Origin of the sequence: Pseudomonas sp. Y39-6 (assembly GCF_023651955.1) — a bacterium.
Lineage (GTDB): Bacteria > Pseudomonadota > Gammaproteobacteria > Pseudomonadales > Pseudomonadaceae > Aquipseudomonas > Aquipseudomonas veronii.
Genome location: NZ_CP069594.1, coordinates 6,516,252 through 6,541,137, shown reverse-complemented (window position 1 = coordinate 6,541,137; position 24,886 = coordinate 6,516,252). Strand labels below are relative to the sequence as shown.

Annotated in this window: 19 protein-coding genes; 5 read left to right on the top strand and 14 right to left on the bottom strand. The window is 62.2% G+C overall.

Going from position 1 to position 24,886, the window contains the following annotated elements; all coding sequences use genetic code 11:
- Window positions 1-32: 32 nt before the first annotated feature.
- Genes JN756_RS29850 through JN756_RS29840 form a run of 3 tightly spaced genes read left to right on the top strand, consistent with a single transcriptional unit; the run spans window position 33 to window position 2,998 of the window.
- Entirely contained in the window at window positions 33-2,138 is a 2,106-nt protein-coding gene (locus JN756_RS29850; RefSeq protein WP_108524897.1) for a putative bifunctional diguanylate cyclase/phosphodiesterase, read from the top strand.
- Window positions 2,139-2,181: 43 nt separating this feature from the next.
- Complete coding sequence (locus JN756_RS29845; protein ID WP_010207148.1) at window positions 2,182-2,682, top strand: M48 metallopeptidase family protein; 501 nt, start codon at window positions 2,182-2,184, stop codon at window positions 2,680-2,682.
- Between the two features lie 19 nt (window positions 2,683-2,701).
- Entirely contained in the window at window positions 2,702-2,998 is a 297-nt protein-coding gene (locus tag JN756_RS29840) for a winged helix-turn-helix domain-containing protein (RefSeq protein ID WP_046381788.1), read from the top strand.
- A 35-nt stretch (window positions 2,999-3,033) separates the two neighbouring features.
- On the opposite strand, the gene JN756_RS29835 is transcribed toward JN756_RS29840, so the two are convergent.
- On the bottom strand, window positions 3,034-3,486 hold the full coding sequence (locus tag JN756_RS29835) for a GNAT family N-acetyltransferase (protein WP_017844948.1): 453 nt from the start codon (window positions 3,484-3,486) through the stop codon (window positions 3,034-3,036).
- Between the two features lie 202 nt (window positions 3,487-3,688).
- Here JN756_RS29835 and JN756_RS29830 point away from each other — a divergent pair, with 202 nt between their 5' ends.
- Window positions 3,689-4,426 (top strand): substrate-binding periplasmic protein, encoded by a 738-nt coding sequence (locus tag JN756_RS29830; RefSeq protein WP_046381789.1) that lies wholly within the window; start codon window positions 3,689-3,691, stop codon window positions 4,424-4,426.
- Window positions 4,427-4,430: 4 nt separating this feature from the next.
- On the opposite strand, the gene yccS is transcribed toward JN756_RS29830, so the two are convergent.
- The 10 genes from yccS to betI all read right to left on the bottom strand — a co-directional run bounded on the left by yccS (window position 4,431) and on the right by betI (window position 19,148).
- Window positions 4,431-6,614: a YccS family putative transporter gene (gene yccS / locus JN756_RS29825; RefSeq protein ID WP_201021618.1), complete on the bottom strand. Its 2,184-nt coding sequence runs from the start codon at window positions 6,612-6,614 to the stop codon at window positions 4,431-4,433.
- 161 nt (window positions 6,615-6,775) lie between these two features.
- Window positions 6,776-7,954, bottom strand: a complete 1,179-nt coding sequence (locus JN756_RS29820; protein ID WP_126585132.1) for a BaiN/RdsA family NAD(P)/FAD-dependent oxidoreductase — start codon at window positions 7,952-7,954, stop codon at window positions 6,776-6,778.
- Between the two features lie 150 nt (window positions 7,955-8,104).
- Window positions 8,105-9,442: an ATP-dependent RNA helicase DbpA gene (gene dbpA, locus JN756_RS29815; protein WP_232566626.1), complete on the bottom strand. Its 1,338-nt coding sequence runs from the start codon at window positions 9,440-9,442 to the stop codon at window positions 8,105-8,107.
- A gap of 131 nt (window positions 9,443-9,573) precedes the next feature.
- Window positions 9,574-11,001 carry a multidrug transporter subunit MdtD gene (gene mdtD / locus JN756_RS29810; RefSeq protein ID WP_017844943.1) on the bottom strand — a complete coding sequence of 476 codons (1,428 nt, stop codon included), beginning with the start codon at window positions 10,999-11,001 and terminating at the stop codon, window positions 9,574-9,576.
- Between the two features lie 35 nt (window positions 11,002-11,036).
- A complete protein-coding gene (locus JN756_RS29805) occupies window positions 11,037-11,927 on the bottom strand; it encodes an alpha/beta fold hydrolase (protein ID WP_201021617.1) in 891 nt (296 codons plus the stop codon).
- Window positions 11,928-12,162: 235 nt separating this feature from the next.
- Window positions 12,163-13,479: a TldD/PmbA family protein gene (locus tag JN756_RS29800; RefSeq protein ID WP_201021616.1), complete on the bottom strand. Its 1,317-nt coding sequence runs from the start codon at window positions 13,477-13,479 to the stop codon at window positions 12,163-12,165.
- Window positions 13,479-14,921, bottom strand: a complete 1,443-nt coding sequence (locus JN756_RS29795) for a TldD/PmbA family protein (RefSeq protein ID WP_046381792.1) — start codon at window positions 14,919-14,921, stop codon at window positions 13,479-13,481. Before JN756_RS29795 ends, JN756_RS29800 begins: the two co-directional genes overlap by 1 nt.
- Before the next feature lie 205 nt (window positions 14,922-15,126).
- Window positions 15,127-16,830 (bottom strand): choline dehydrogenase, encoded by a 1,704-nt coding sequence (gene betA, locus JN756_RS29790; RefSeq protein WP_057003932.1) that lies wholly within the window; start codon window positions 16,828-16,830, stop codon window positions 15,127-15,129.
- Window positions 16,831-16,971: 141 nt separating this feature from the next.
- Window positions 16,972-18,444: a betaine-aldehyde dehydrogenase gene (gene betB / locus JN756_RS29785; protein ID WP_017844938.1), complete on the bottom strand. Its 1,473-nt coding sequence runs from the start codon at window positions 18,442-18,444 to the stop codon at window positions 16,972-16,974.
- A gap of 110 nt (window positions 18,445-18,554) precedes the next feature.
- Window positions 18,555-19,148, bottom strand: a complete 594-nt coding sequence (betI, locus tag JN756_RS29780; protein WP_017844937.1) for a transcriptional regulator BetI — start codon at window positions 19,146-19,148, stop codon at window positions 18,555-18,557.
- A 390-nt stretch (window positions 19,149-19,538) separates the two neighbouring features.
- On the opposite strand from betI, the gene JN756_RS29775 reads away from it, so the two are divergent.
- A complete protein-coding gene (locus JN756_RS29775) occupies window positions 19,539-21,473 on the top strand; it encodes a BCCT family transporter (RefSeq protein ID WP_231590018.1) in 1,935 nt (644 codons plus the stop codon).
- A 174-nt stretch (window positions 21,474-21,647) separates the two neighbouring features.
- On the opposite strand, the gene choV is transcribed toward JN756_RS29775, so the two are convergent.
- The 3 genes from choV to JN756_RS29760 form a co-directional block, all read right to left on the bottom strand.
- Window positions 21,648-22,826, bottom strand: a complete 1,179-nt coding sequence (gene choV, locus JN756_RS29770) for a choline ABC transporter ATP-binding protein (RefSeq protein ID WP_046381796.1) — start codon at window positions 22,824-22,826, stop codon at window positions 21,648-21,650.
- Window positions 22,823-23,668, bottom strand: coding sequence for a choline ABC transporter permease subunit (gene choW / locus JN756_RS29765; RefSeq protein WP_015886271.1), 846 nt, complete (start codon window positions 23,666-23,668; stop codon window positions 22,823-22,825). The genes choV and choW overlap by 4 nt, the downstream gene beginning before the upstream one ends.
- A gap of 69 nt (window positions 23,669-23,737) precedes the next feature.
- Window positions 23,738-24,685: a choline ABC transporter substrate-binding protein gene (locus JN756_RS29760; RefSeq protein WP_017844933.1), complete on the bottom strand. Its 948-nt coding sequence runs from the start codon at window positions 24,683-24,685 to the stop codon at window positions 23,738-23,740.
- Window positions 24,686-24,886: the final 201 nt, after the last annotated feature.

The following is a 24,886-nucleotide window of genomic DNA, read 5'->3' as shown; positions in this document are numbered from 1 at the left end:
ACCGGTGCGGCACCTTAAGGAAGAGACGTAGCATGGAATGCGCTCCACACCAAGGCGATGGCGGTTCGGTTCTTCTGGTGGTCGATGACTACCCGGAAAATCTGATTAGCATGCGCGCCCTTTTGCAACGTGATGACTGGCAGGTGGTGACCGCCGGTTCCGGCCTGGAGGCTCTGGAACTGTTGCTCCAGCACGAGGTAGACCTGGTGCTGCTCGACGTGATGATGCCCGGCATGGACGGTTTTGAAGTCGCCCGCCTGATGCGCGGCAGCCAGCGCACGCGCATGACGCCGATCATCTTTCTCAGCGCGAATGCGCAATCGCCGGCCGCCGTGCTGGAAGGTTATGCCAGCGGCGCCATCGATTACCTGTTTAAACCCTTCGACCCGCATATCCTCAAACCCAAGGTCCAGGCGTTGCTGGAGCAGCAGCGCACCCGTCGGGCGTTGCAGCGCCTGAGCCATGACCTGGAGTCCGCCCGCGCCTTCAATGCCTCGGTGCTGGACAACGCCGCCGAAGGCATCCTCGTGGTGAGTGATGCGGGCGTGATCGAGTACGCCAACCCGGCGATTTCGCGCCTGCTCAATGCCACGCACGATGAGCTCAAGGGCAAGGATTTTTTGAGTTTCCTGCAAAAACCCCATGTGCCTGCCTGGCTGGAATCGCAGATGTACGCCGGTTTCCGTCAAGGCCAAACCTGGCGTTTGCATGATGCGATCTTGCGTACCGGCCGCGGTCAGCAGGTGCCGGTGGCGCTCTCTTGTGCGCCGTTGCCCGCCGAGCAGAAGGCCATGGTGGTGACCGTGCTGGACATGTCCGAGGTCTGCCACCTGCATCAGCAACTGGAGTTCCAGGCGGTGACCGACCCGCTGACCGGGTTGTTGAACCGCCGTGGCTTTTACCAGGCCGTGGAAAACTCCCTGCTGCGCAGCGATCGCACCGAGCAGTCGCTGGTCTTGTTGTACCTGGACCTCGACGGCTTCAAACGGGTCAACGACTCGCTGGGGCATGACGCGGGTGATCGGGTGCTGCGCTGGGTTTCGGAACAGTTGCAGAGCTGCCTGCGTTCCTACGACATTCTCGGACGCATGGGCGGGGATGAATTCACGGCGTTGTTGGAGCTGGAGTTCCCCGAACAGGCGGCGAAGATTGCGGAAAAACTGATCGAGCGGGTGTCTGTTTGCCAACAGGTGGATGGCTTGGAGGTGATGCTCGGGGTCAGCATCGGCATCGCGACTTTTCCGGATTGCGGCTCGGACTTGGGCGGCCTGTTGCGTGCGGCTGACATCGCCATGTATGAGGCCAAGCGTGCGGGGCGTCAGCAATATCGCTATTACGATCAGGAAATGAACGGTCGCGCCCGCTCGCGGCTGATGCTCGAGGACAGCGTGCGCAACGCCATCCAGAACAAGGATTTCACCCTGGTGTACCAGCCCCAGGTGTCTCTGGAGGACGGCCATCTGCGCGGCGTCGAGGCGTTGTTGCGCTGGCAGCACCCGAGTGTCGGCGATGTACCGCCGGGGCTGTTTTTGCCGCTGCTGGAAGAGGCGCGGCTGATCAGCCAGTTGAGTGCCTGGATCTACCACCAGGTCGCCGCCCAGCGTCAGGTGTGGCAAGCCATGTTCGAGGATGAACTGGTGTTGAGCGTGAGCCTGAGCAGCAGCCAGTTCAACATGCCCAACCTGGCGAGCCAACTGCAGCAGGTACTCGACCGACATGGGTTGCAGGGGCGCCAGTTGGAGGTGGAAATCGGCGAGGACAGCCTGATGCATAACCTCGAAGCGTCCGCCAAGCAGTTCAAGTTACTGCGCGCGGTGGGGGTACGCATCGCCCTGGATGACTTCGGTTCCGGCCACTGTTCCCTGGCCCATCTGCGCGACCTGCCATTCGACACGCTCAAGCTGGACCGCCAATTGGTCGCGGGCCTGCCGGGCTCGGCGCGGGATGCGGCGATGGCCCGCAGCATTATCGAGTTGTGCGGGCATTTCGGCGTGCTGGTAGTCGCCGAGGGCGTAGAGACGCTGGAGCAAGCCCAGTGGCTCAAGGCCAATGGTTGCCCGTTTGTCCAGGGGCCATGGGCGGCCCCACCGTTGATGGCCGGGGCGGTGGTCGACTGGTTGCGCGCCCGTTCCTGCTGAATTCGCTACACTGGCGCCCATTCGAACCCTGTTGCAGACCTCAATGACCGCGCTGAAATACCTCCAGGCCTATCCCGCTGCCCTTCAGGAGCAAGTGCGCCAACTGATCGCCAAGGACCAGTTGGGCGCCTACCTGGAGCAGCGTTACCCCGAACGTCACGCCGTGCAGAGCGACAAGGCCCTGTATGCCTACGCGCTGGCCTTGAAGCAGGAGCACCTGCGCAACGCGCCGGCTATCGACAAAGTGCTGTTCGATAACCGCCTCGACCTGACCCACCGTGCCCTCGGCCTGCACACCACGATTTCGCGGGTGCAGGGCGGCAATCTGAAGTCCAAGAAAGAAATCCGGATCGCCGCGCTGTTCAAGGAGGCCGCCCCGGAATTTCTGCGCATGATCGTGGTACACGAACTGGCGCACTTCAAGGAATCGGACCACAACAAAGCGTTCTACAAACTCTGTGAGTACATGATGCCGGGCTACCATCAGGTGGAATTCGACCTGCGCGTGTACCTCACGTATCGCGACCTGCAGGGCAAACCCTGACTTTCCAAGGCGGTTGACCATGGATGTGAGCAAGACCAAAAGCAGCTTCTACCGCCGCCTGTACGTGGCGTATCTGATCGACAGCGAGCAGGCCAGCAGCGTGCCGGCGCTGACCGAGGTGACGGGCATGCCCCGGCGCACCGCGCAGGACACGATTGCGGCATTGGCGGATCTGGATATCGTCTGCGAGTTCGAGCAGGAAGACGGCGCGCGCAATCATGCGGGGTGCTATCGGATTCGCGACTGGGGCGCGATCGATCGGCGGTGGATCGAGGCGAATCTGGCGTCGATCAAACAGGTCTTGGGTTATCCCTGAGGCTTGGCGGTCGCTGGGCTGACGCGATGGGGCCATCAGGCGCGCCGCATGCCGATGTGCGGAATGTCGTCCTCAAGGTATTCCTCACCCGCCACCAAAAAACCATACCGCGCGTAATACCCCTGCAAATGCGCCTGGGCTGAGAGAAAGATCGGCGTCTCTGGCCAGATATCGTCAATCTGCTTGAGCGTTTCTTCCATCAGCAGATGCCCCAGCCCGGTGCCGCGTGCCATCGGTGCCACGATCACCCGGCCGATCACCACATCCCCGGCCTGGGTCTCCGGGTCCAGCAGGCGCAGGTAGGCCACCAGGTCATCGCCTTTCCAGGCCATCAGATGGTGGGTATCGCCTTGCAGGTCCTGCCCGTCGATGTCCTGGTAGACGCACTTTTGCTCGACAACGAAGACCTCGCTGCGCAGGCGCAGAATGGCGTACAGCTGCTCCTTGCCCAGGTCGTTGTGATGTTTGCAGACCCATTCGACTGTCATGGTGTGATTCTCTTGGAAGTGTCTGTCCCGGATAGTAAGCGCGGCGGGCACTTCTGTCTAAATCGGTTGTTTGGAACAGTGACGTCAATCTGCCATCATTGTATGCATTCAGCGGCGGGTTCTTTGTGTAATCTGAGCTACTGTTACATCCTCAGGTACCGCCTGAGCCAGGGCCACCGCCTGCCTGCCAAGGACTTTAAGCATGCCGCGATTTTCTCGTGCCGTTGCTTTGATTGGAATGTTGTTGCTGGCCCAGCCGGCGTTCGCACAGCGTCTGCGCCTGGTGGCGGATGCCTGGCCACCCTTTACCGATGCCACCTTGATCAATGGCGGGCTGGCTACCGATATTGTCAGCACAGCCTTGGCCCGCGCCGGTTATGCCAGTGATTTCGAGCAGGTGCCCTGGGCTCGCGCGTTGATGGGCGTCGGCGATGGGCGCTACGACGTGGTGGTCAACGCCTGGTATGACGAGGCCCGCACGCGCCTGGGGCAGTTTTCTGCTGAATACCTGATCAACCGCCTGGTTTTTATCAAGCGTCGCGACGATCCCATCGAGTTCCAGAACCTTGAGCAACTGCACGACTATCCCATCGCCGTGGTGCGGGGCTATGCGTATTCCGCGGCGTTCGACCAGGACACGCAGTTACAGAAAGTCCCGGTACACAACTTCGCCATGGCGGTGCGGATGCTCGTTGCGCGCCGGGTACGCCTGACGGTGGAGGACGAATTCGTTGCCCGTTATTACCTGGCGCAGGAGTCGGCGCGGGTGCGCAATGCGGTGGAGTTTTTGCCGCAGCCGTTGAGTGAAAACAGCCTGCATATTCTGGTCAGCCTGAAGAACCCCGAGCATGAGCAGATCGTTGCCGGTTTTGACCGCGAGATTGCCAAGATGAAGGCCGACGGCAGTTATGCGCGGTTGATGAAGCAGCACGGCATGTAGTGGCCTACGCCGCGCTGGTGTCTTTGATCAGGTGGGCCGCCAGGGTGCGCAACGGCCCCAACTGCCGGCAAATCAACGCCAGTTGCGTCTGCACCAGACGTTGCCCCTCATCGATCTCGTCCGGCATCTGTTCCAGCTCCGCAGCCAAGGCTTCCTCGGCATCGCTCTGAATCGAGATCGGCTGTTTATTGGCCAGCCCCGTGGCGATTTCGTCGATGCTCGCCGCCAGGGTTTTCCCCGCGCCGTCGATCAAGTGCTCGCGCACGTCGGCCGGCAGTTGGGTTTCGCGGTGCGCGCCGAGCCCCGACAGGTAGCTGAGCAAGGTGTGGGACAGCACCAGGAAGCGGAAGCCCACGTCGGCCTCCTTACGGAACTGCCCCGGCTCCATCAGCATATTCGCCAGGGTGGTGGACAGCGCCGCGTCGGCGTTGTGCGCGTTGCGTCGGGCCAGGCGGTAAGCCAGGTCGTCGCTTTTGCCGGCGGCGTATTGCTGCATGATTTGGCGCAGGTAGATGCTGTTGCAGGTCAGGGTATTGGCCAGCACTTTGTTCAGGCGCCGGCCTTGCCAGTCCGGCAGGAACAGGAACACGGTCAGGCCGGCAATCACGCTGCCGATCAAGGTGTCGAACAGGCGTGGCAGGAACAGCCCGTAGCCATCGCCCACCTGGTTGAAGCAGAACAGCACCATCAGGGTGATCGCCGCGGTGGCCAGGGTGTAGCGGGTGGTGCGGTTGATAAAGAACACCAGGCCCGCCGCGATGGCGAACATCGACTGCACCAGGGCGCTGGGGAACAGGTCGAACAGCGCCCAGGCCACGGTGAGCCCGATGGCCGTGCCGATGATCCGCTGGCCGAGCTTGCGTCGGGTGGCGCCGTAGTTGGGCTGGCAGACGAACAGGGTGGTGAGGATGATCCAGTAGCCCTGGGAAGCGTGGATCGCATGCAGGGTGCCATAGCCGATGGTCAACGCCAGGGCCAGGCGCAAGGCGTGGCGGAACAGCAGCGAAGTCGGCGTGAGCTGGGTGCGCAGGCGCGTCCACATTTCCTTGAGGTTGCGTGGGGCACGGTCAAGCAGGTTGCTGTCGCTGGCGTCGGCCAGGGCGTCCGGGTTGCTCGCGTCGCCCAGCAGGCGGTCGAGGGTCGACAGGTTGGCCGCCAGCGCACGCAAGGAACGCAGCAGGCCGCGCCAGGCCGGGTTGCTCTGGATGCGCAGGTGTTCCATGGAGGCGTTCAGGTCGCCCAAGGCTTCGGCGAAGCTGGCGTCATAGATGAACGGCTGGCGCAGCTGGATCGATTCGGCCAGGGCCTCGCAGGCCTTGCCTTGCTGGCGCAGCAGGCGCTGGCAGCGGAACAGCACATCGCTGTGGAAGAAGGCCTCGGCCAGGGCGTTGTAGGGATAGTGCGACGAGCTGGCGCGTTCGTGGATGTCCTGGGCCAGGAAATACAGCTTGAGGTAACGACTGACCTTGGAGCCCGGCCGGCCATTGCCGACGCGGTGCAGGATGATTTCCTTCGCCGCATTCAGCGCGGCCACCACCTGGCCGTTTTGCTGAGCCAGCTCCAAGCGGCGCGCTTCCACGTCCAACTGGCGGATCGGCTCGAACAGCGACGATTTGAGCTTGAGGTAATGCCCCAACTCGCGAAACAACCGCGCCAGGCTCTGCTGCACCGGCTGGTTGGAAAACAGCACCTGCCACAGCACCGACAGCGCACCGTACCAGGCGGCGCCGGCCACCAGCAGCAGCGGTTCGTGCCAGAAATCCGTGACGGCACCGCCGCGCTGGTCCACGCCGATCATGGTGTAGACCGACAGGATCAAGGTGGCCGACGCAATCGCGCCATAACGCTCACCGAGGGCGCCGAGCATGGTCAGGCCGAAACTCGCCAGGGCCAGGGCGACCGCGAAGGCCCAGGGGTAGGGGAACAACAGCTCCACCGACAGCGCGGCAATGCTGAAACACACCAGCGTCACCGCCAGGGCGTTGAGGCGGCCTTGCCAACTGTCGTCGGTCTCGGCCAGGGCACTGGCGATAATCCCCAGGAACAGCGGGATCAGCAGTGTCATTTCATCCTGATACCAGCACAGCGTCATGCTGCCGGTGAGGGCGATGAATACCCGAACGCTGTAACTGAATTTATCCAGTGCCCATAGGCGCCGCATGGACTGCTTGAACGAGGTCGATGACATGAAGGCTGGAGTCTTCCGGGACGATGCCGCTAAATTGAGCTATCAAGGACGCTGCGGCAAGGGTGGTGATCACATCACTGCACAAAATTTCTCCCGGGCACACTGAAAATCAAAATGTGGGAGGGGGCTTGCCCCACCTCCCACATTTTTACCGCGTTGTGTCAGACGTATTGCGCGGCGGCGTAGCCCGACGCCCAGGCCCACTGGAAGTTGAAGCCGCCGAGGTGGCCGGTCACATCCAGCACTTCGCCGATGAAGTACAAGCCCGGGCTTTTCAGCGATTCCATGGTCTTGGACGACACCTCCCGCGTATCCACGCCGCCCAGCGTCACTTCGGCGGTGCGATAACCTTCGGTGCCTGCCGGTACCAATTGCCAGCTCGCCAGTTTTTGCGCGATGTCGGCCAGTTCGGCGTGGGTGTACTGCTTCATCGGCTTGGACACGAACCAGGTTTCTGCCAGCAGGTTGGCCATCTTCTTGGTGAAGATTTCACCCAGCAGGGTTTTCAGCTCGCTGTTGGGGCGCTCGGCTTGTTGCTGTTGCAGCCAGGCGTGGGCGTCGTGGTCGGGCAGCAGGTTGATCTCGACCGTGTCGCCGGACTCCCAATAGGAGGAAATCTGCAGAATCGCCGGCCCGCTCAGGCCGCGATGGGTAAACAGGAGGTTCTCGCGAAAGCTCTGGCCGTTGCAGCTGACCAGGCAATCGACCGACGTGCCGGATAACTCGCCGCACAGCTCCTTGAGCTGGTCGGTGATGGTGAACGGCACCAGCCCGGCGCGGGTCGGCAGCAGTTCGTGGCCGAATTGCCTGGCCACCTGGTAACCGAAGCCGGTCGCGCCGAGGGTCGGGATCGACAGGCCGCCGGTGGCGATCACCAGGGATTCGCAGCGCAGCTCGCCCAGGGTGGTCTGCAACTGGTAGCCGCTGTCGAGCTTGGCGATGGTTTCGATCGAGGTGTCCAGGTGCAGGCTCACGCCGGTCTGGATGCACTCGTCGAGCAGCATGCCGAGGATGTCGCTGGATTTGTTATCGCAGAACAACTGGCCGAGCTTCTTCTCGTGGTACGGCACGCCGTGCTTGGCCACCAGGCCGATGAAGTCCCATTGGGTGTAGCGGGCCAGGGCGGACTTGCAGAAGTGCGCGTTGTGCGAGAGGAAGTTCGCCGGTTCGGTGTACATATTGGTGAAGTTGCAGCGACCGCCGCCGGACATCAGGATCTTCTTGCCGGCCTTGTTCGCGTGGTCGATCAGCATCACCTTGCGCCCACGTCCGGCGGCGGTCAGAGCACACATCAAGCCTGCGGCGCCGGCGCCAATGATCACAACTTCGGTCGAGCGCACAACGGTGTCCTCATCTATGAATCAGTACGATCCCTGTAGGAGCGAGCTTGCTCGCGAAAACCCCATAGACGACACGGGCTACCTGATAGCGCTGCGTGATCGTTGAGGTTTTTCGCGAGCAAGCTCGCTCCTACAAGGGTGGTGGGTTTTTTACAGGATCCGCACGCGCAGCGAGCGGCCTTTGATCTTACCGTCGTTCAGGCGCTGCAACGCTTGCTTGGCGACGCTGCGTTCCACGGCCACAAACGCCTGGAAATCGAAGATCGCGATCTTGCCGACCTGGGCCCCCGGAATGCCGGCTTCACCGGTCAGTGCGCCGAGGATATCGCCCGGACGGACCTTGTCTTTACGGCCGGCGGCGATACACAGGGTGCTCATCTGCGGCAGCAGCGGGCCACCGCTCTGTGGCTTGAGGTTGTCCAGTTGGTCCCAGTTCAGCGGCGACTTCTGCAGTTGCTCGATGGCTTGGGCGCGGTGTGCTTCGGATGGCGCCACCAGGCTGATGGCTATCCCGGTCTCACCGGCACGGCCGGTGCGGCCGACGCGGTGGATGTGGATTTCCGAGTCGCGGGCCAGCTCGACGTTGATCACCATGTCCAGCGAGTCGATGTCCAGGCCGCGGGCAGCGACGTCGGTGGCGACCAGTACCGAGGTGCTGCGGTTGGCGAACATCGCCAGCACCTGGTCACGGTCACGCTGTTCCAGGTCGCCATGCAGGCCGACGGCAGAGATGCCCTTGGAGGTCAGGTGATCGACGGTTTCCTGCACTTGCTGCTTGGTGAAGCAGAACGCCACGCACGAGGCCGGGCGGAAATGCGCGAGGACTTTGGTGACGGCCTCCATGCGTTCTTCCGGCGAGATCTCGTAGAAACGCTGCTCGATCTGCTCATCGGAGTGAAACGCTTCGGCCTTCACTTGCTGCGGCGCGCGCATGAATTTCGAGGCCAACTGCTTGATGCTCACCGGGTAGGTGGCCGAGAACAGCAGGGTCTGGCGGCGGGCCGGGGTCTTGCTGATGATGTCTTCGATGGCGTCGTAGAAACCCATGTCGAGCATGCGGTCGGCTTCGTCGAGGATCAGCGTGTTCAAGCCGTCGAGCACCAGCGAACCCTTGCGCAGGTGTTGCTGGATGCGGCCCGGGGTGCCGACGATGACGTGGGCGCCATGTTCCAGGGAGGCGATCTGCGGGCCGAGGGACACGCCGCCGCACAGGGTCAGCACCTTGATGTTGTCTTCGGCGCGGGCCAGGCGACGGATTTCCTTGGCCACCTGGTCGGCCAACTCGCGGGTCGGGCACATCACCAGGGCCTGGCAGCCGAAGTAGCGCGGGTTGATCGGGTTCAGCAGGCCGATGCCGAACGCAGCCGTCTTGCCGCTGCCGGTCTTGGCCTGGGCAATCAGGTCCAGCCCCTTGAGGATCACCGGCAAGCTCTGCGCCTGGATCTGCGTCATCTCGGCATAACCCAGCGAGTCGAGGTTAGCCAGCATGGCGGCGGAGAGCGGCAACGTATTAAAAGCGGTGGCGATGGTGGTCACGGGACTGGCTCTGCAAAAACAAAATGTCGCGCAGTGTAGCAGTCCCGTGGGATTTTCCCTGCAAGTTCTCGACGAGACGCCTGCTAGTGTTCGATGTCGTGTTCGCGGCTGCCGATGCGTTTGCCGTCTTTTGGCGACAGTTGCAGGAAGATCGCCGCCGCCAGCATTGCCATGATGCCCACGGTGAGGAAGGTCAGTTGGAAGGCGCCGAGTACCGTGCTCACGCCGTCATTGCCCGATTCGGCGGTGAACCCGCCGAGCAGCGCACCGGCGCAGGCTACGCCGAGGCTCAGGGACAGTTGTGCCACCACCGACAGCAAGCTGTTGCCGCTGCTGGCCTGGGCATCGTCGAGGTCGATCAGGGTAACGGTGTTCATCGCGGTGAACTGCAAGGAGTTGATCGCCCCGAGTATCGCCAGCATGCCCAGCAGCAGCGGGTAGGGCGTCTGTTCGCTGACCAGGCCCATGCTCGCCAGCATCAGGCCTAAGGCCAGGGTGTTACCGGTCAACACCACGCGGTAGCCCAGGCGTTCGATCAGCGGCCGTGCAACCGACTTGGCCAGCATCGCCGCCGCCGCCAGGGGCAGCATGCTCATCCCGGCCTGGGACGGTGAATAGCCCAAGGCCACCTGCAACAGCAACGGCACCAGAAACGGCAAGGCGCCGCTGCCCAGGCGTGCGAACAGGTTGCCCAGGATGCCCACCGCAAAGGTACGGGTCTTGAACAGCGCCGGCGCAAACAGCGGGTTATCGATATGCCCGGCGCGCAGCCAATAGGCCGCCAGGCAGGCCAGCCCGCCGAACAGCAGCAACATCACCCGCAGGTGCGGCAGGTGCAATTCGCCCAGGCCTTCCATGGCGATGGTGATCAACACCATCGCCGCGCCGAACAGCAGGAAGCCGATGCCGTCGAACCGCGTGCGCTCGCTGCCGCGCAGGTCGGGGATCAGTTTCCACACGGCGTAGCAGCCGATCATGCCCACCGGCAGGTTGATCAGGAAGATCCAGTGCCAGGTCAGGTATTGCACCATCCAGCCGCCCATGGTCGGGCCGAGCAACGGACCGAGCAGGCCGGGGATGGTGATGAAGCCCATGATCCGCACCAGCTCGGAGCGCGGATAAGCGCGCAGCACCACCAGCCGGCCGACCGGCAGCATCAGCGCCCCGCCCAGGCCCTGGACCACCCGCGCGCCGACGAGCATGGTCAAGCTGCTGGACAGCGCGCACAGCAGCGAGCCGATGCTGAACAGCATGATCGCGCCAAAGAAGATTTTCTTGGTGCCGAAGCGGTCGGCGATCCAGCCCGACGCCGGGATCAGCAAGGCGACGGTGAGCATGTAGGCGATCACCACCCCTTGCATGCGCAGCGGGTTTTCCGCGAGGTCCCGGGCCATCGCCGGCAGTGCCGTGTTGAGAATCGTCCCATCCAGCGATTGCATGAAGAAGGCAATCGCGACCACCCAGGGGAGCCAGCGGGCGGTCTTGGCATCGAGAGGGGCGCGATTTGGCATGGGATCCCTTTTGTTAGGAGGCTATGTGTCGGCGATTATGCGCCATTCGTCGCTCCTTTTCCCACTGAAGGTTCGTCTACATCCGACAACATCGCGTGCTCACCCACCAGAAAATCCAGCAGCGCGCGATGTACCGCCCGCGCCGCTTCGCGGGACTCCAGGTCGAGCAGATGCCCGGTATGTTCGGCGACGGCAAAGCTGCTGCGGCCTACGTAGTGCTGGAACAGTCGGGCCTCGGCGGCCGGGGTGTATTCGTCCAGCGTGCCGTTGAGGAAATGCACCGGTGTTTCGATCCGGCTGAGCTGTGGCAGGTAGTTGCCATCGCTCAGCGCGAGCACCTGGTGGATATGAAAGCGCGCCTGGCGGTATTCGGTGGTGGCCATGTTCGACAGGTGCCGATGGTTGTTGCGCTTGAGTCGCGGCGACAGGTATTTGCCCACGGTGTCGTTGAGCAAGTGGCCGACGGCGGATTTGTCGTCGGCTTCGATCAGCACGCGCACCCGCTCCACATAGTCGAGCATCGCCTGGTTGAGGTTCGGCGCCAGCGCCATCACCACCGAGCTTTCGATGGAGGGCGGGTTGTGTGCCAGGGTCAGCAGCGTGGAGATGCCGCCCCACGAGGCCGACACCAGGTGGTTGACCTGGAAGCGCTCCACCAGCGCCCGCAGGATTTGCACTTCGTCGTCCTTGGTCACCAGGTCCAGGTCGGTGTTGTGCTCGCGTGAATAGCCGGAGAACGGTAAATCGAACAGCAGCACATTGAAATGCTCGGCCAGGCATTTACTGGTGCGGGCGAAGGAGCGCGTGGTGGATAGCGCGCCATTGACCATCAGCACGGTTTTCTTTTGCGGATGGTGACCTAGTTGCTCAACATGAACGTTGTAGTGCTTGAACAGCTTTTCTATGACAAAACTTCCATGGTTCATGTCAATGCTCCAGCTTGCCTTTTCCCGGGCGAGGTCATGCATCACGTGCGGGCACGTGGGTTAGGTGGCGGGGTGCCACTAACCGTTATAACGGGGTTTTTTACAGGCGACAACCGGCCTTGGGCGGGCGGTGAGAGAGGTCTGATTTAGCTGTAGGACATGTCGAAACAAGACGTCTGAAATCAACACAAAACAATGTGGGAGGGGGCCCCTCCCACAAGCAGACTACTGTCGGTCAGAGGGTCAGGGTCAGGCGCTTGACCAATGCCCCCGGCAACAGATTGGACGCGGTGTTGCGCTGGCTGTAGGTACTGGCCGACAGCAACAGTTCGCGCTCTGCGGTCAGCGCTTCGAGTTGTGAGCCGAGCAGGCTGTAGACGCTGTCATCGAAGCGCATGGTGCTGACCGGCGCCTTGATCTCGCCGTCTTCCACCCAGAACGTGGCGAACCGCGTCATGCCGGTCAGGCGCGCTGCCGGCAGGTCGGAGTAGTTCAGGTACCACAGGTTGCTGATGTACAGCCCGGTGCCCAATTGCTTGAGGATATCGGCCTGGGCCAGGCTGCCCGCCGCCATCTGCAACGCGCTGGGGGACTCGTCGCTGCTGGCGCCGTTGGTGCTGAGGCCGTATTCGGCGGCGCTGCGCGAATTGACCAGTTGGCCGGCGCCCTGGCCGGCGTTGATCAGCGTGACGTCACTGCACGGGTAGCCTTCGCTGGAGAACGCCGGGCTCAGGGAACCGCTGATGTGCTCATCCACCGTCACCAGCGTGCTCAACGCCTGCTCGCCGGCATACAGCCGCTGTAGCGAGCTGCTTTTGCTGGCGATGGCCTGGGCGGAAAAACCGCCCCAGGTGATGATGCTGATGATTTCTTCCAGGGCCGCCGGCGCCAGGTAGGCGCGGTACTCGCCGGGCGCCAGCTTGTGCAGTGGCCGTCCGAGGAATTCCAGCTGTTCGCGAGCCTGCTGGAAGCGGCGGGCGAACTCGGCGCTGTTCCATTCATTGCCGGCGTAACTGGCTTTGAGCGCTTCGCCGTTGGCGTGGAACAGGCTGAAGTCGAAGTTGAAACTATTGGCCTGATGCCAGCCGAACGCGCCGTCCGAACTGGCGAAGCCACGGCTGATCGGACCAGCGGCGTAGAAACCGACCAGATCGACGCCGTGTGCCGCCTGGCTGATGTCTTCCAGCACCTGGCCCAGCTCGGGCAGCGGCCGGGCCTGTTCGTTTTGGCTCTGCCACGCGTTGTGGTTCAGCAACAGGTACGGATCGTGTGGCAGCAACGGCAAGGTTTCGCGCAGTTGTTGCAGGCCAGCGGCGAGGCGCTGGCGGTCCAGCGCCGGCTCGCCGCCGAGGGTGATGCCGAGGTCGGCATGACGGCCGTCGTTGATCAGTTTGAGGGTCAGGCTGGCTTGTTGCACCTGCCCGGCCTGACGCACCTTGGCATGGTTGAAACGCACGAATTCGGACGATTCCGCGGCGTAGCCCAGGTGAAATTGTTCTTTGTCGGTGAGGGCCTGCTTGAGCCACTCCACCAATGCCTTGAAGTTGTTCATCAGGCGTCTCCCCCAAATACGTCGACATGGCTGAATACACAGGCGGGCGAGGCATGGCCGACGCGGATCACCTGGTTGGGCTCGCCTTTGCCGCAGTTCGGCGTGCCCAACACCTGGAAGGTGCTGGCGTCGCCCACGGCGCTGAGCTTGCGCCAGAACTGCGCGGAAATGGCGCGGTAGTTGGGGTTTTTCACCACGCCTTTGAGTTCGCCGTTTTCGATCAACTGGCCCCATTCGCAACCGAACTGGAATTTATTGCGCGCGTCGTCAATGGACCACGAACGGTTGGTCGACATCAGGATGCCGTGTTCGATGCCGCCGATCAGTTGCGCCAGGTTCTGGTCGCCGGCCTCGATGTTCAGGTTGGCCATGCGGTCGATCGGCGGGCGGTTCCAGCTGCTGGCGCGGCTGTTGGCGACGCCGCTCATGCCCGCGCGAAATTGCGACAACGCCCCGCCCAGCGGCTTGAGCAGCAGCCCCTCGCGGATCAGGAATTGCTTGCTGGCCGGGGTGCCGTCGTCGTCGTGGCCGTAGCTGGCCAGTTGTTCGGGGATGTCCGGGTCGAAGGTCACGTTGAGCAGTTTGGAGCCGTATTGCAGGTGGCCGAAGTCGCTGGCCTTCACAAAACTGGTGCCGGCGTAATTGCGCTCGTCACCGAGGATGCGGTCGAGTTCCAGCGGATGGCCGATCGATTCGTGGATCTGCAGGATCATCTGGTCGGGCATCAACAGCAGGTCGCGCGGGCCCTGCGGCGTGTTCGGCGCCAGCAGCAGTTGCAGGGCTTCGTCGGCGATGCGCGGCGCGGCGCCGACCAGGCCGAAGCGCTCGATCACATCAAACCCGCCTTGCTGGCCGAAGTTACTGCCGCCGAGGGTGCGCGACTGGCTGTCGTTGCCGTCGTAGGCCGTGACGTTGACGCCAGGGAACACAAAACGCTGGGCCTGGCGCAGTTCCGCGCCGGCGCTGTTGAGGTAGATCTGTTCGACGTGGCTCAGGCCGAGGCTGACTTCCCAGTTCACCAGGCGCTCGTCCCGGGGCACGGCTGCGGATTCAGCGCCGAGCAATTGGTAGCAGTCGCTCAAGGAGGGGAAGGCTTGCTCAAGGTGGGGCGACAGGTAATCGGCGACGTCGCTGGACACGTGTTGCTCGCGCAGGTCGAGCAGGGCGTGGGGTTTTATCAGGCGTGCTTGCTGTTCGGCACGCTCGAGCGCAGCTTGCAGGCCGGGCAGGGAAATATCGTGGGTCGCGGCGTAGGTTTCGACACCGTTGACGCGCACGGTGAGCATGGCGCCTTCGTCGTGGTTCAGGTGCGGTGGTGCGGCGACGTTCTTGCGCACCGACAGGTAGTGGCCGGATTCGCGCACGTAACGCAGGGAGAAAAACTCGGCGGTGGTGCGCAGGGCACTGAAATGCTTTTTGAGTGTGGCGTGGTGTTCGAACATGGGGCCTTCCTTGTGGGCGGCTCAGCGCGGGCAGACGAACAGAGTAGGCCTGGGCTGGGGAGCGGATCAAGGAGAGTGTAGGCGTAAGGTTTGCGGTGTTGGGTCGGGCCCTATCGGGGGCAAGCCCCCTCCCACATTTTGAATGTATTCACAAATCGAAGTGTGGGAGGGGGCTTGCCCCCGATAGGGCGACACGGTCTCCCAGTTACTGCGCAGTCGGCCCCACTTCACGCATCGGCTTGCCCCGCACCGGCGCATCGCCTGCCACGTAGTAGTCCGCGGTGCTGCGCGGCAGTGGCTTGCGGCCACGGATCTTGTCGGCGATTTTCTCGGCGATCATGATCGTCGGCGCGTTCAGGTTGCCGGTGGTGATGATCGGCATGATCGACGCATCGACCACCCGCAGGCCCTGCATGCCATGCACGCGGCCTTCGCCATCCACCACGGCCATCTCGTCGTTGCCCATCTTGCACGAGCAGGATGGGTGGAACGCGGTCTCGGCGTGTTCGCGGATGAACTGGTCGAGTTGCTCGTCGGTTTGCACCTCGATGCCCGGGCTGATTTCGCGGCCACGGAACGGGTCGAGCGCCGGCTGCTGCATGATTTCGCGGGTCAGGCGGATGCCATCGCGAAATTCCTGCCAGTCCTGCTCGGTGGCCATGTAGTTGAAGAGAATGCTCGGGTAGTCCCGTGGGTTCTTCGACTTCAATTGCACGCGGCCACGGCTCGGCGAACGCATGGAGCCCATGTGCGCCTGGAAACCATGCTCTTTCACGCCGTTGCTGCCGTTGTAGTTAATCGCCACCGGCAGGAAGTGATACTGGATGTTCGGCCAATCGAAGTCTTCCCGGGTACGGATAAAACCGCCCGCTTCGAACTGGTTGCTGGCGCCGATGCCGGTGCCGTTGAACAGCCACTCGGCACCGATGGCCGGTTGGTTGTACCAGAGCAGCGACGGGTACAGCGACACCGGTTGGGTGCAGGCATATTGCAGGTACAGCTCAAGGTGGTCCTGCAGGTTTTCGCCGACGCCGGGCAGGTCGTGGACCACCGGGATGTCGAGGCTTTCGAGCAGTTTGGCCGGGCCGACGCCGGAGCGTTGCAGCAGTTGCGGCGAGGCGATGGCGCCGCTGCACACCAGCACTTCTTTACGCGCACGGGCTTCGACGCGTTCTTCGGCGGCGCCGATCAGGTAACGCACGCCGACCGCACGCTTGCCTTCGAACAGCACTTTGTCGGTCAGGGCATGGGTGACGATGGTCAGGGTGGAACGCTTTTTAGCCGTGTCCAGATAACCGCGCGCAGTGCTGGCGCGCCGGCCGTTTGGCGTGACGGTACGGTCCATCGGGCCGAAGCCTTCCTGCTGGTAGCCGTTCAAGTCTTCGGTACGTGGGTAACCGGCCTGTACGCCGGCTTCGACCATGGCGTGGAACAGCGGGTTGTTGCCGGCCTTGGGCGTGGTCACGCTGACCGGGCCGTCGCCGCCGTGGTAGTCGTTGGGGCCGATGTCGCGGGTTTCGGCTTTACGGAAATACGGCAGGCAGTCGAGGTAGGTCCAGTCTTCCAGGCCGGGCAGTTTCGACCAGTTGTCGTAGTCCATGGCGTTGCCACGGATGTAGCACATGCCGTTGATCAGCGAGGAACCGCCCAGGCCCTTGCCGCGCCCGCATTCCATGCGACGGCCGTCCATGTGCGGCTCTGGATCGGTCTCGTAGGCCCAGTTGTAGCGACGGCCCTGCAGCGGGAACGCCAGGGCGGCGGGCATCTGGGTGCGGAAGTCGAGACGGTAATCCGGGCCGCCGGCTTCCAGCAGCAGGACGGTGACGCCTTCGTCTTCGGTCAGACGGGTCGCCAGGGTGTTACCGGCGGAGCCGGCACCCACAATGATGTAGTCGTATTCTTGGGACATTGAATGCACCCTCTTTGAAGTGTGGTCAGGTCGGGCCTCATCGGGGGCAAGCCCCCTCCCACCTTTGAAGGTATTCACAATTCAAATGTGGGAGGGGGCTTGCCCCCGATAGCGGCCTCACAGGCAACGCAAGGCTCAGGCTTAGAACACCGAGGCGTAATCGCCCAACTCGACCTGTACCGATTTGATGCGGGTAAAGTTGTTCAGCGAGCTGATCCCGTTCTCACGGCCCACGCCCGACTGCTTGTAGCCACCGACCGGCATTTTCGCGTCGGACTCGCCCCAGGCATTGATCCAGCAGATGCCCGCTTCCAGTTGATGAATCACGCGGTGGGCGCGGTTCAGGTCCTTGGTCACCAGGCCGGCGGCGAGGCCGAAGTCGGTGTCGTTGGCGCGGCGGATCACTTCTTCTTCAGTCTCGTAGGTGAGGATGCTCATCACCGGGCCGAAGATTTCTTCACGGACGATGGTCATTTCGTCGGTGCAGTCGGTGAACACGGTCGGGGCAACAAAGGCGCCTTTGGCGAAGTCGCCGTCGGTCAGGCGGTCGCCGCCGCACAGCACGCGAGCGCCTTCGGCCTTGCCCTTGGCGATGTAGCCGAGCACGCTTTCCATGTGGGCGAAGCTGACCAGCGGGCCGAAGTTGGTGTTGTCGTCCTGCGGGTCGCCGATGCGGATGCGCGCAACACGTTCGGCGATCTTGGCTTCGAACGCGGCTTGCAGGTGCTTGGGCACGAACACGCGAGTACCGTTGGTGCAGACCTGACCGGAGCTGTAGAAGTTGGCCATCATCGCGATGTCGGCGGCGCGGTCCAGGTCGGCGTCTTCGAACACGATCAGCGGCGATTTGCCGCCCAGTTCCATGGTCACTTCCTTGAGCGAAGAGCTGGAGGCGCTGGCCATGACTTTCTTGCCGGTGTCGGTGCCGCCGGTGAACGAGACTTTCTCGATGCGCGGGTGCTCGGTCAGCCAGGTGCCGACTTCGCGGCCGCTGCCGGTCAACACGTTGAACACACCGGCCGGAACGCCGGCTTCGGTGTAGATCTCCGCCAGTTTCAGGGTGGTCAGCGAGGTGACTTCGCTGGGTTTGAAGATCATCGCGTTACCGGCGGCCAGGGCCGGTGCGGATTTCCACAGGGCGATCTGGATCGGGTAGTTCCACGCGCCGATACCGGCGACCACACCCAGCGGCTCGCGGCGGGTGTAGACGAACGAGGTGTCGCGCAGCGGGATCTGCTCGCCTTCGATGGCTGGCACCAGGCCCGCGTAATATTCCAGCACGTCGGCGCCGGTGACGATGTCGACGTACTTGGTTTCGGAGAAGGATTTACCGGTGTCCAGGGTTTCCAGGGCGGCCAGTTCGTCATTGCGCTCGCGCAGGATGTCGACGGCACGACGCAGGATGCGCGAACGCTCCATGGCGGTCATGGCGGCCCAGATTTTCTGGCCTTTTTCAGCGCTGACCACGGCACGTTCAACGTCATCGAACGTTGCGCGTTGCACTTGGGCGAGAACTTCACCGTTAGCCGGGTTGATGGCTTCGAAGGTGGCATCGCTGCCAGCGTCGCTGTAGCCGCCGTCAATGTAGAGTTTTTGCAGGTCGAAACGGGCCATAAAGTCCTCGCAAGTGCATAAGTGGTTGGCGTTAACCACTGAGGGGTGGCCAATAAGAGTCTGGCAACACCGATCAGTGGAGGTTCAGGGGTTGAGCGGTTATGTGTGCTCTAACTCACCTGCTTGGCCAATTGGAAATCCATGTATTCGTAAGCGATCCGTTGCGCCTGCGCCGTGTCGAATTCATCTCCCGACAGGGCGCCGCGCAACCACAAACCGTCGATCAAGGCCGCCAGGCCTCGGGCTGCGCTGCGTGCATCCGGCAGCGGCAACACGCGGCGGAACTGGCAGCACAGGTTGGAATACAGGCGGTGATCGTTGATCCGCTGCAACCTGTGCAAAGACGGGTGGTGCATGCTGGTCGCCCAGAAGGCCAACCAGGTTTTCATTGCCGGGCCGTTGACCTGGCTGGCGTCGAAGTTGCCGCCGATGATCACTTGGAGGTGCGCCCGTGGCGTGTCCTCCGTCAACGCTTGTCGCCGCTCGTGGACGTTCTCGATCAGCACATTCATCAAGTACCGCATCGTGGCCGCGATCAGGCCGTTCTTGTCCTTGAAGTAGTGACTGATGATGCCGTTCGAAACGCCGGCCAAACGGGCGATCAGCGCAATGCTGGCATCTCCCATTCCGACTTGATCGATGGCCGTCAGCGTGGCTTCGATCAGTTGTTGGCGGCGTATGGGTTGCATACCGACCTTGGGCATGGAGTACCTCTCCTCAGGCCTGCCGGCGGGCGATGACGTCCGTCGACTCGATGGCCAGTCTATTTTGTTTTGATTGAACGTTCAATCAACAAAGAATAAGCTCTGCGACAAATGGTCGCTGCCTGCCGGTATTTCCTACAGGTAGGTGGCGACATCTGACACCTGTGAAAATCCTTGAAACAGGCCATTTCAGAGCCTGAACACCGCTTCGGCGGGCTCAAGAATTTTCGGGGTGTCTTTATAACACCCGTCCGTCGACTGCCGAAAAATCGATGAGCACGGGATCACCGCTGCCTTGTGTTTCTCTCTCGCACTGCCTGGAGCATCTGCGCCATGAGTTCTGCCTCTCTAATAAAAACCCCACCGGAAAAGGTGCGGGTCAACGGTTGGGTGTTCTACACCTCCACCGCACTGATTCTGTTGCTGACCGCCATTTTGATCGTCGCCCCGCAAGAGGCCGGCCGGATGCTCGGCGTGGCGCAGGCGTGGTTATCGAAAAGCTTCGGCTGGTACTACATGCTGGTGATCGCCGCCTACCTGGTGTTCGTGGTCGGCCTGGCGTTTTCGTCCTACGGCAAGCTGAAGCTGGGCAGCAAGGACGACACCCCGGACTTCAGCTACGGCGCCTGGGCCGGCATGCTGTTTTCGTCGGGTATCGGCATCTCGTTGCTGTATTTCGGCGCATCGGAGCCGTTGGACCATTACTTCAACCCGCCCGAAGGCGCGGCCGCCAGCAACGGCGCGGCGCGCCAGGCGCTGCAATTGACCTTCCTGCACTGGGGCCTGCACGGCTGGGCGATCTATGCGCTGGTCGGCCTGGCCGTGGCGTACTTCGCGTACCGCCATAACCAGCCACTGGCCCTGCGTTCGGCGTTGTACCCGCTGGTGGGCGAGCGTTGGGTCAAAGGCGCGGCCGGCCATGCGGTGGACGGGTTCGGCATGTTCGTGACCCTGCTGGGCCTGGTGACCAACCTCGGTATCGGCGCGATGCAGGTGTCGTCCGGCCTGGAAAACCTGTTTGGCATGCAGCACAGCAACACCAACCTGCTGATCGTGATCATCGTGATGAGCACTGTGGCGACCATTGCCGCCGTGTCGGGGGTGGAGAACGGCATTCGTCGCCTGTCCAACCTCAACATCGTGTTGTTCAGCGGTTTGCTGATCTTCGTGCTGTTGTTCGGCCCGACCCTGCACCTGCTCAACGGCCTGGTGCAGAACACCGGTGACTACCTCAACGGCATCCTCCTGAAAACCTTCGACCTGTATGTGTACGAAGGCGACGCCGACAAGACCGAACGCTGGATGGGCCTGTGGACCCTGTTCTACTGGGCCTGGTGGATTTCCTGGGCGCCGTTTGTGGGCATGTTCATCGCACGGATTTCCCGGGGTCGCACGGTGCGTGAACTGGTGGCCGGCGTGCTGCTGATCCCGCTGGGCTTCACCCTGGCGTGGTTGTCGATCTTCGGTAACTCGGCGCTGGACCTGGTGTTGAACCAGGGCGCGGTGGCGTTGGGCAAGACGGCGCTGGAACAACCGTCGATGGCCATCTACCAATTGCTGGAGCATTACCCGGCGTCGAAAATCGTCATCGGCGTGTCGATCTTTGTCGGCTTCGTGCTGTTCCTGACCCCGGCGGACTCCGGCGCGGTGATGATGGCCAACCTGTCCTGCAAAGGCGGCAACGTGGACGAAGACGCGCCGCACTGGCTGCGGATCTTCTGGTCGGCGGTGATCACCCTGGTGACTATCGGCCTGCTGTTTGCGGGTAACTTCGAAGCCATGCAAACCATGGTGGTGCTGGCGGGGCTGCCGTTCTCGGTGGTGCTGATTGTCTTTATGTTCGGTTTGCACAAGGCGATGCGCCAGGACATGGCGACGGAACTGGAGCAGGCGCAATTGGCCGAGCGTGGCCGTCGTGGTTTCAGCGAGCGCTTGACCGCCCTGGACCTGCAACCGAGCCAGGCCACGGTGCAGCGCTTTATGGACAAGCACGTCACGCCGGCACTGGAAGACGCGACGAAGGCGTTGCGCGACCAGGGGCTGGACGTGCAGACCCTGTTGGGCAAATCCAAGCGTTGCATCGGCGTGCGTATCGAGATGGAAGAGGGCAACCCGTTTGTCTACGAAGTGAGCCTGGACGGCTACGCGGTGGCGTCGGACGAACTGCCCGAGGCGGAGCGCGCCCGTTACTACCGGGCCGAGGTGTACCTGCACAACGGGCCTCAGGAGTACGACCTGATGGGCTTCGCCCAGGAACAGATCACCCGGGACGTGCTCGATCAGTTTGAAAGCCATCGGCAGCTCCTTGGCCGTGTCTATAGCTGATGGTTGAAGCCTGGTGGTGTCCCCACTGACACCACTGGGGCAAAAAATGTGGGAGGGGGCTTGCCCCCGATTGCAGTGTGTCAGTCAGCTCATCTGTTACTGATACACCGCTATCGGGGGCAAGCCCCCTCCCACATTTTGACCCTGTTTCTCCAATTGGTTTTGCGGTGTTTGTTAGCCCAGGTTCTTGCCCAGCAGGGCATGGTAGAGCTCGCTGTCCCCCAGGATCCCCACCACCTGGTTGTTGTCGTGCAACACCAACTTGTTGCCCGTCTGGTAGCGGATCTGCAGCGCATCGCGCATGCCGATATTCGAGTCCACCAGTGTCGGCAGGCGGCCCAGGCCTTCCACGGGTTGCCCCGGTGCCCAGTTCTGCAGGTTCATCACCGCGCCATTCTGGCGTGCGCCCCGGATGGTGTTGCCTTCGGCCAGGTCGAGCCACGAGTCGCCGCCCGGATCGAGGCACACCGAGCCGTTGATGCGTTTGCAGTTGTCCAGCGTCCGCATCAGGCTGCGCCCGCACAGCACGTTCAGCGGGTTGGTATGTGCGACGAAGGTACGCACATAATCGTCCGCCGGGTTCAGCACGATTTCTTCCGGCACGCTGTACTGGATGATCTTGCCGTCTTTCATGATCGCGATGCGGCTGCCGAGCTTGAGGGCTTCGTCGAGGTCGTGGCTGACGAACACGATGGTCTTGCTCAGCTTGCTTTGCAGCTCCAGCAACTCGTCCTGCAGGCCTTGGCGGATCAGCGGGTCGAGGGCGGAGAAGGGTTCGTCCATCAGCAGGATGTCGGCGTCCATCGCCAACGCCCGCGCCAGGCCGACGCGCTGCTGCATGCCGCCGGAGAGTTCGTCCGGCTTCTTGTTACGCCATTGGCTCAGGCCCACCAGTTCGAGCTTTTCGTCCACCAGCTTGCGCCGGTCTTTCTCCGGGCGGCCCTGCATTTCGAGGCCGAAGCTGATGTTCTCGCGCACGGTCAGCCAGGGCATCAGGGCGAACTTCTGGAACACCATGGCGATGCGTTTGGTACGCATCATTTTCAGCTCGGCCGGGGTGCAGGAGGCGATGTCGATCTGGCGCCCTTCATGCTCGACGAACAACTGGCCACGGCTGACGGTGTTGAGGCCGTTGATGCAGCGCAGCAGGCTCGACTTGCCGGAGCCCGACAGGCCCATCAGCACACAGATCTCGCCTTTTTCCACATCCAGGCTGGCTTTTTCAACGCCGACGATCTGGCCGGTCTTTTTCAGGATCTCGTTACGGCTCATGCCCTGGTCCAGCAGCTTGAGCGCTTCGCGTGGGTCTTTGGAGAAGATCACGTCGACATTGTCGAATCGGATAATGCTCATGCATCACCCCCTACTTTGGCGTCGGGTTGTTTGCAGATGCGGTCGAGCATGATGGCCAGCAGCACGATCGCCAGGCCGGCTTCAAAGCCCAGGGCGATGTCGGCGGTGTTCAGTGCGTTGACCACCGGCTTGCCGAGGCCGTCGGCACCCACCAGGGCGGCGATCACCACCATCGACAGCGACAGCATGATGCATTGGGTAATGCCGGCAGCAATGCTCGGCATGGCGTGGGGCAGTTCAATGCGCGAGAGCAATTGACGGCGCGAGCAGCCGAAGGCCTTGCCGGCGTCCATCAACTCTTGCGGTACGTCACGGATACCCAGGTAGGTCAGGCGGATCGGCGCGGCAATCGCGAACACCACCGTGGAAATCAACCCGGGCACCACACCCAGCCCGAAGAGGGTCAGGGTAGGGATGAGGTAGACGAAGGTCGGTACGGTCTGCATCAGATCGAGCACCGGCCGCATCAGGGTGTAGAACATCGGTTTGTGCGCGGCAACAATGCCCAGCGGCACGCCGATGACCACGCAGACCAGGGTGGCGAACAGCACCTGCGCGAGGGTCTCCATGGTTTCCTGCCAGTACCCCAGGTTGAGGATCAGCAGGAAGGAGGCGATGACAAAAACAGTCAGGCCCCATTTACGTTGAATGAAGTGAGCCAGCAGCGCAATCAGACCGATCAATGCCAGCGGATTGAACCAGGTCAGCGCGAACGTCACGCCGTGGATCATCGTTTCCAGGGTCGATGCGATTGCGTCGAAGTAGTTGGCACCGTGTTGGGTCAACCATTCGACGAAGGCAGCGATGTACTGGCCTAGTGGGATTTTCTGTTCAGTCAGCATGGTAGTGAATGTCCACATGCGAAGGGGAAAACATCCCGGGCCAGCGCACCAGCCCGGGGTCAGCAGGGATTACTTGGCGAGGTAAGCTTTGACGGCCTCCAGACCTGGTTTGCCATCGACGGTGGTGACACCGGCAAGCCAGGTATCGAGCACTTGCGGGTTCTTCTTCAGCCAGGCCTTGGCCGCGGCGTCGGGTTTCATCTTGTCGTCCAGGACGTTACCCATCAGGGTGCTTTCCATGTTCAGGGTGAACGACAGGTTTTTCAGCAACTGACCGACGTTGCTGCATTCCTGGGTGTAGCCCTTGCGCACGTTGGTGTAGATGGTGGCCTGGCCGTAGTTGGGACCGAACGAGTCGTCACCCCCGGTCAGGTACTTCATCTTGAAGCGGGTGTTCATCGGGTGCGGTTCCCAGCCGAGGAACACGATGGCCTTGCCGCGCTTGGTGGCGCGTTCGACCTGCGACAGCATCCCGGCTTCGCTGGACTCGACGACTTTGAAACCGGCCGACTTCAAGCCGAACGCGTCCTTGTCGATCAGGGTTTGAATGGTGCGGTTGCCGTCGTTGCCGGGTTCGATGCCGTAGATTTTGCCTTCCAGCTCATCCTTGAATTTGGCGATATCGGCGAAGTCTTTCAGGCCTTTGTCATACAGCGCCTCGGGAACGGCCAGGGTGTACTTGGCGTTTTCCAGGTTGGCGCGCACGGTTTCCACGGTGCCGGCATCACGGTATGCCTTGATGTCGTTTTCCATGGTCGGCATCCAGTTGCCGAGGAAGATGTCCATGTTCTTGCCGTCGGCCAGGGACTTGTAGGTCACCGGCACCGAAATCATCGTGGTGCGCGGCTTGTAGCCGAGGCCCTTGAGGATTTCGCTGGTGGTCGCGGTCGTGACGGTGATGTCGGTCCAGCCGACATCGGAGAAGTTGACGGTCTGACATTGTGCCGGTTCTGCAGCGTGCGCCAGGACTGGCAGACTCAGCATGGCGGCCAACAACAACGAGGGTGAACCTTTCATGGGGCTAGACTCCTGTGTGCTTTCTGGCGGCATTCGCCGCGCTTTATAAGTGTTGCGGTTGGAACGTGCTTTGAGGCGGCGGCACGGTGCCTTGCCAACGAGTCGAGACTGATCATGTACCAGTGAAAATCTGACGCCTACAGGGGGCGTCGTATCCAGTACAGGCAGGGTCGCATCCAGTGTCGGTGACGTCGTTTACAG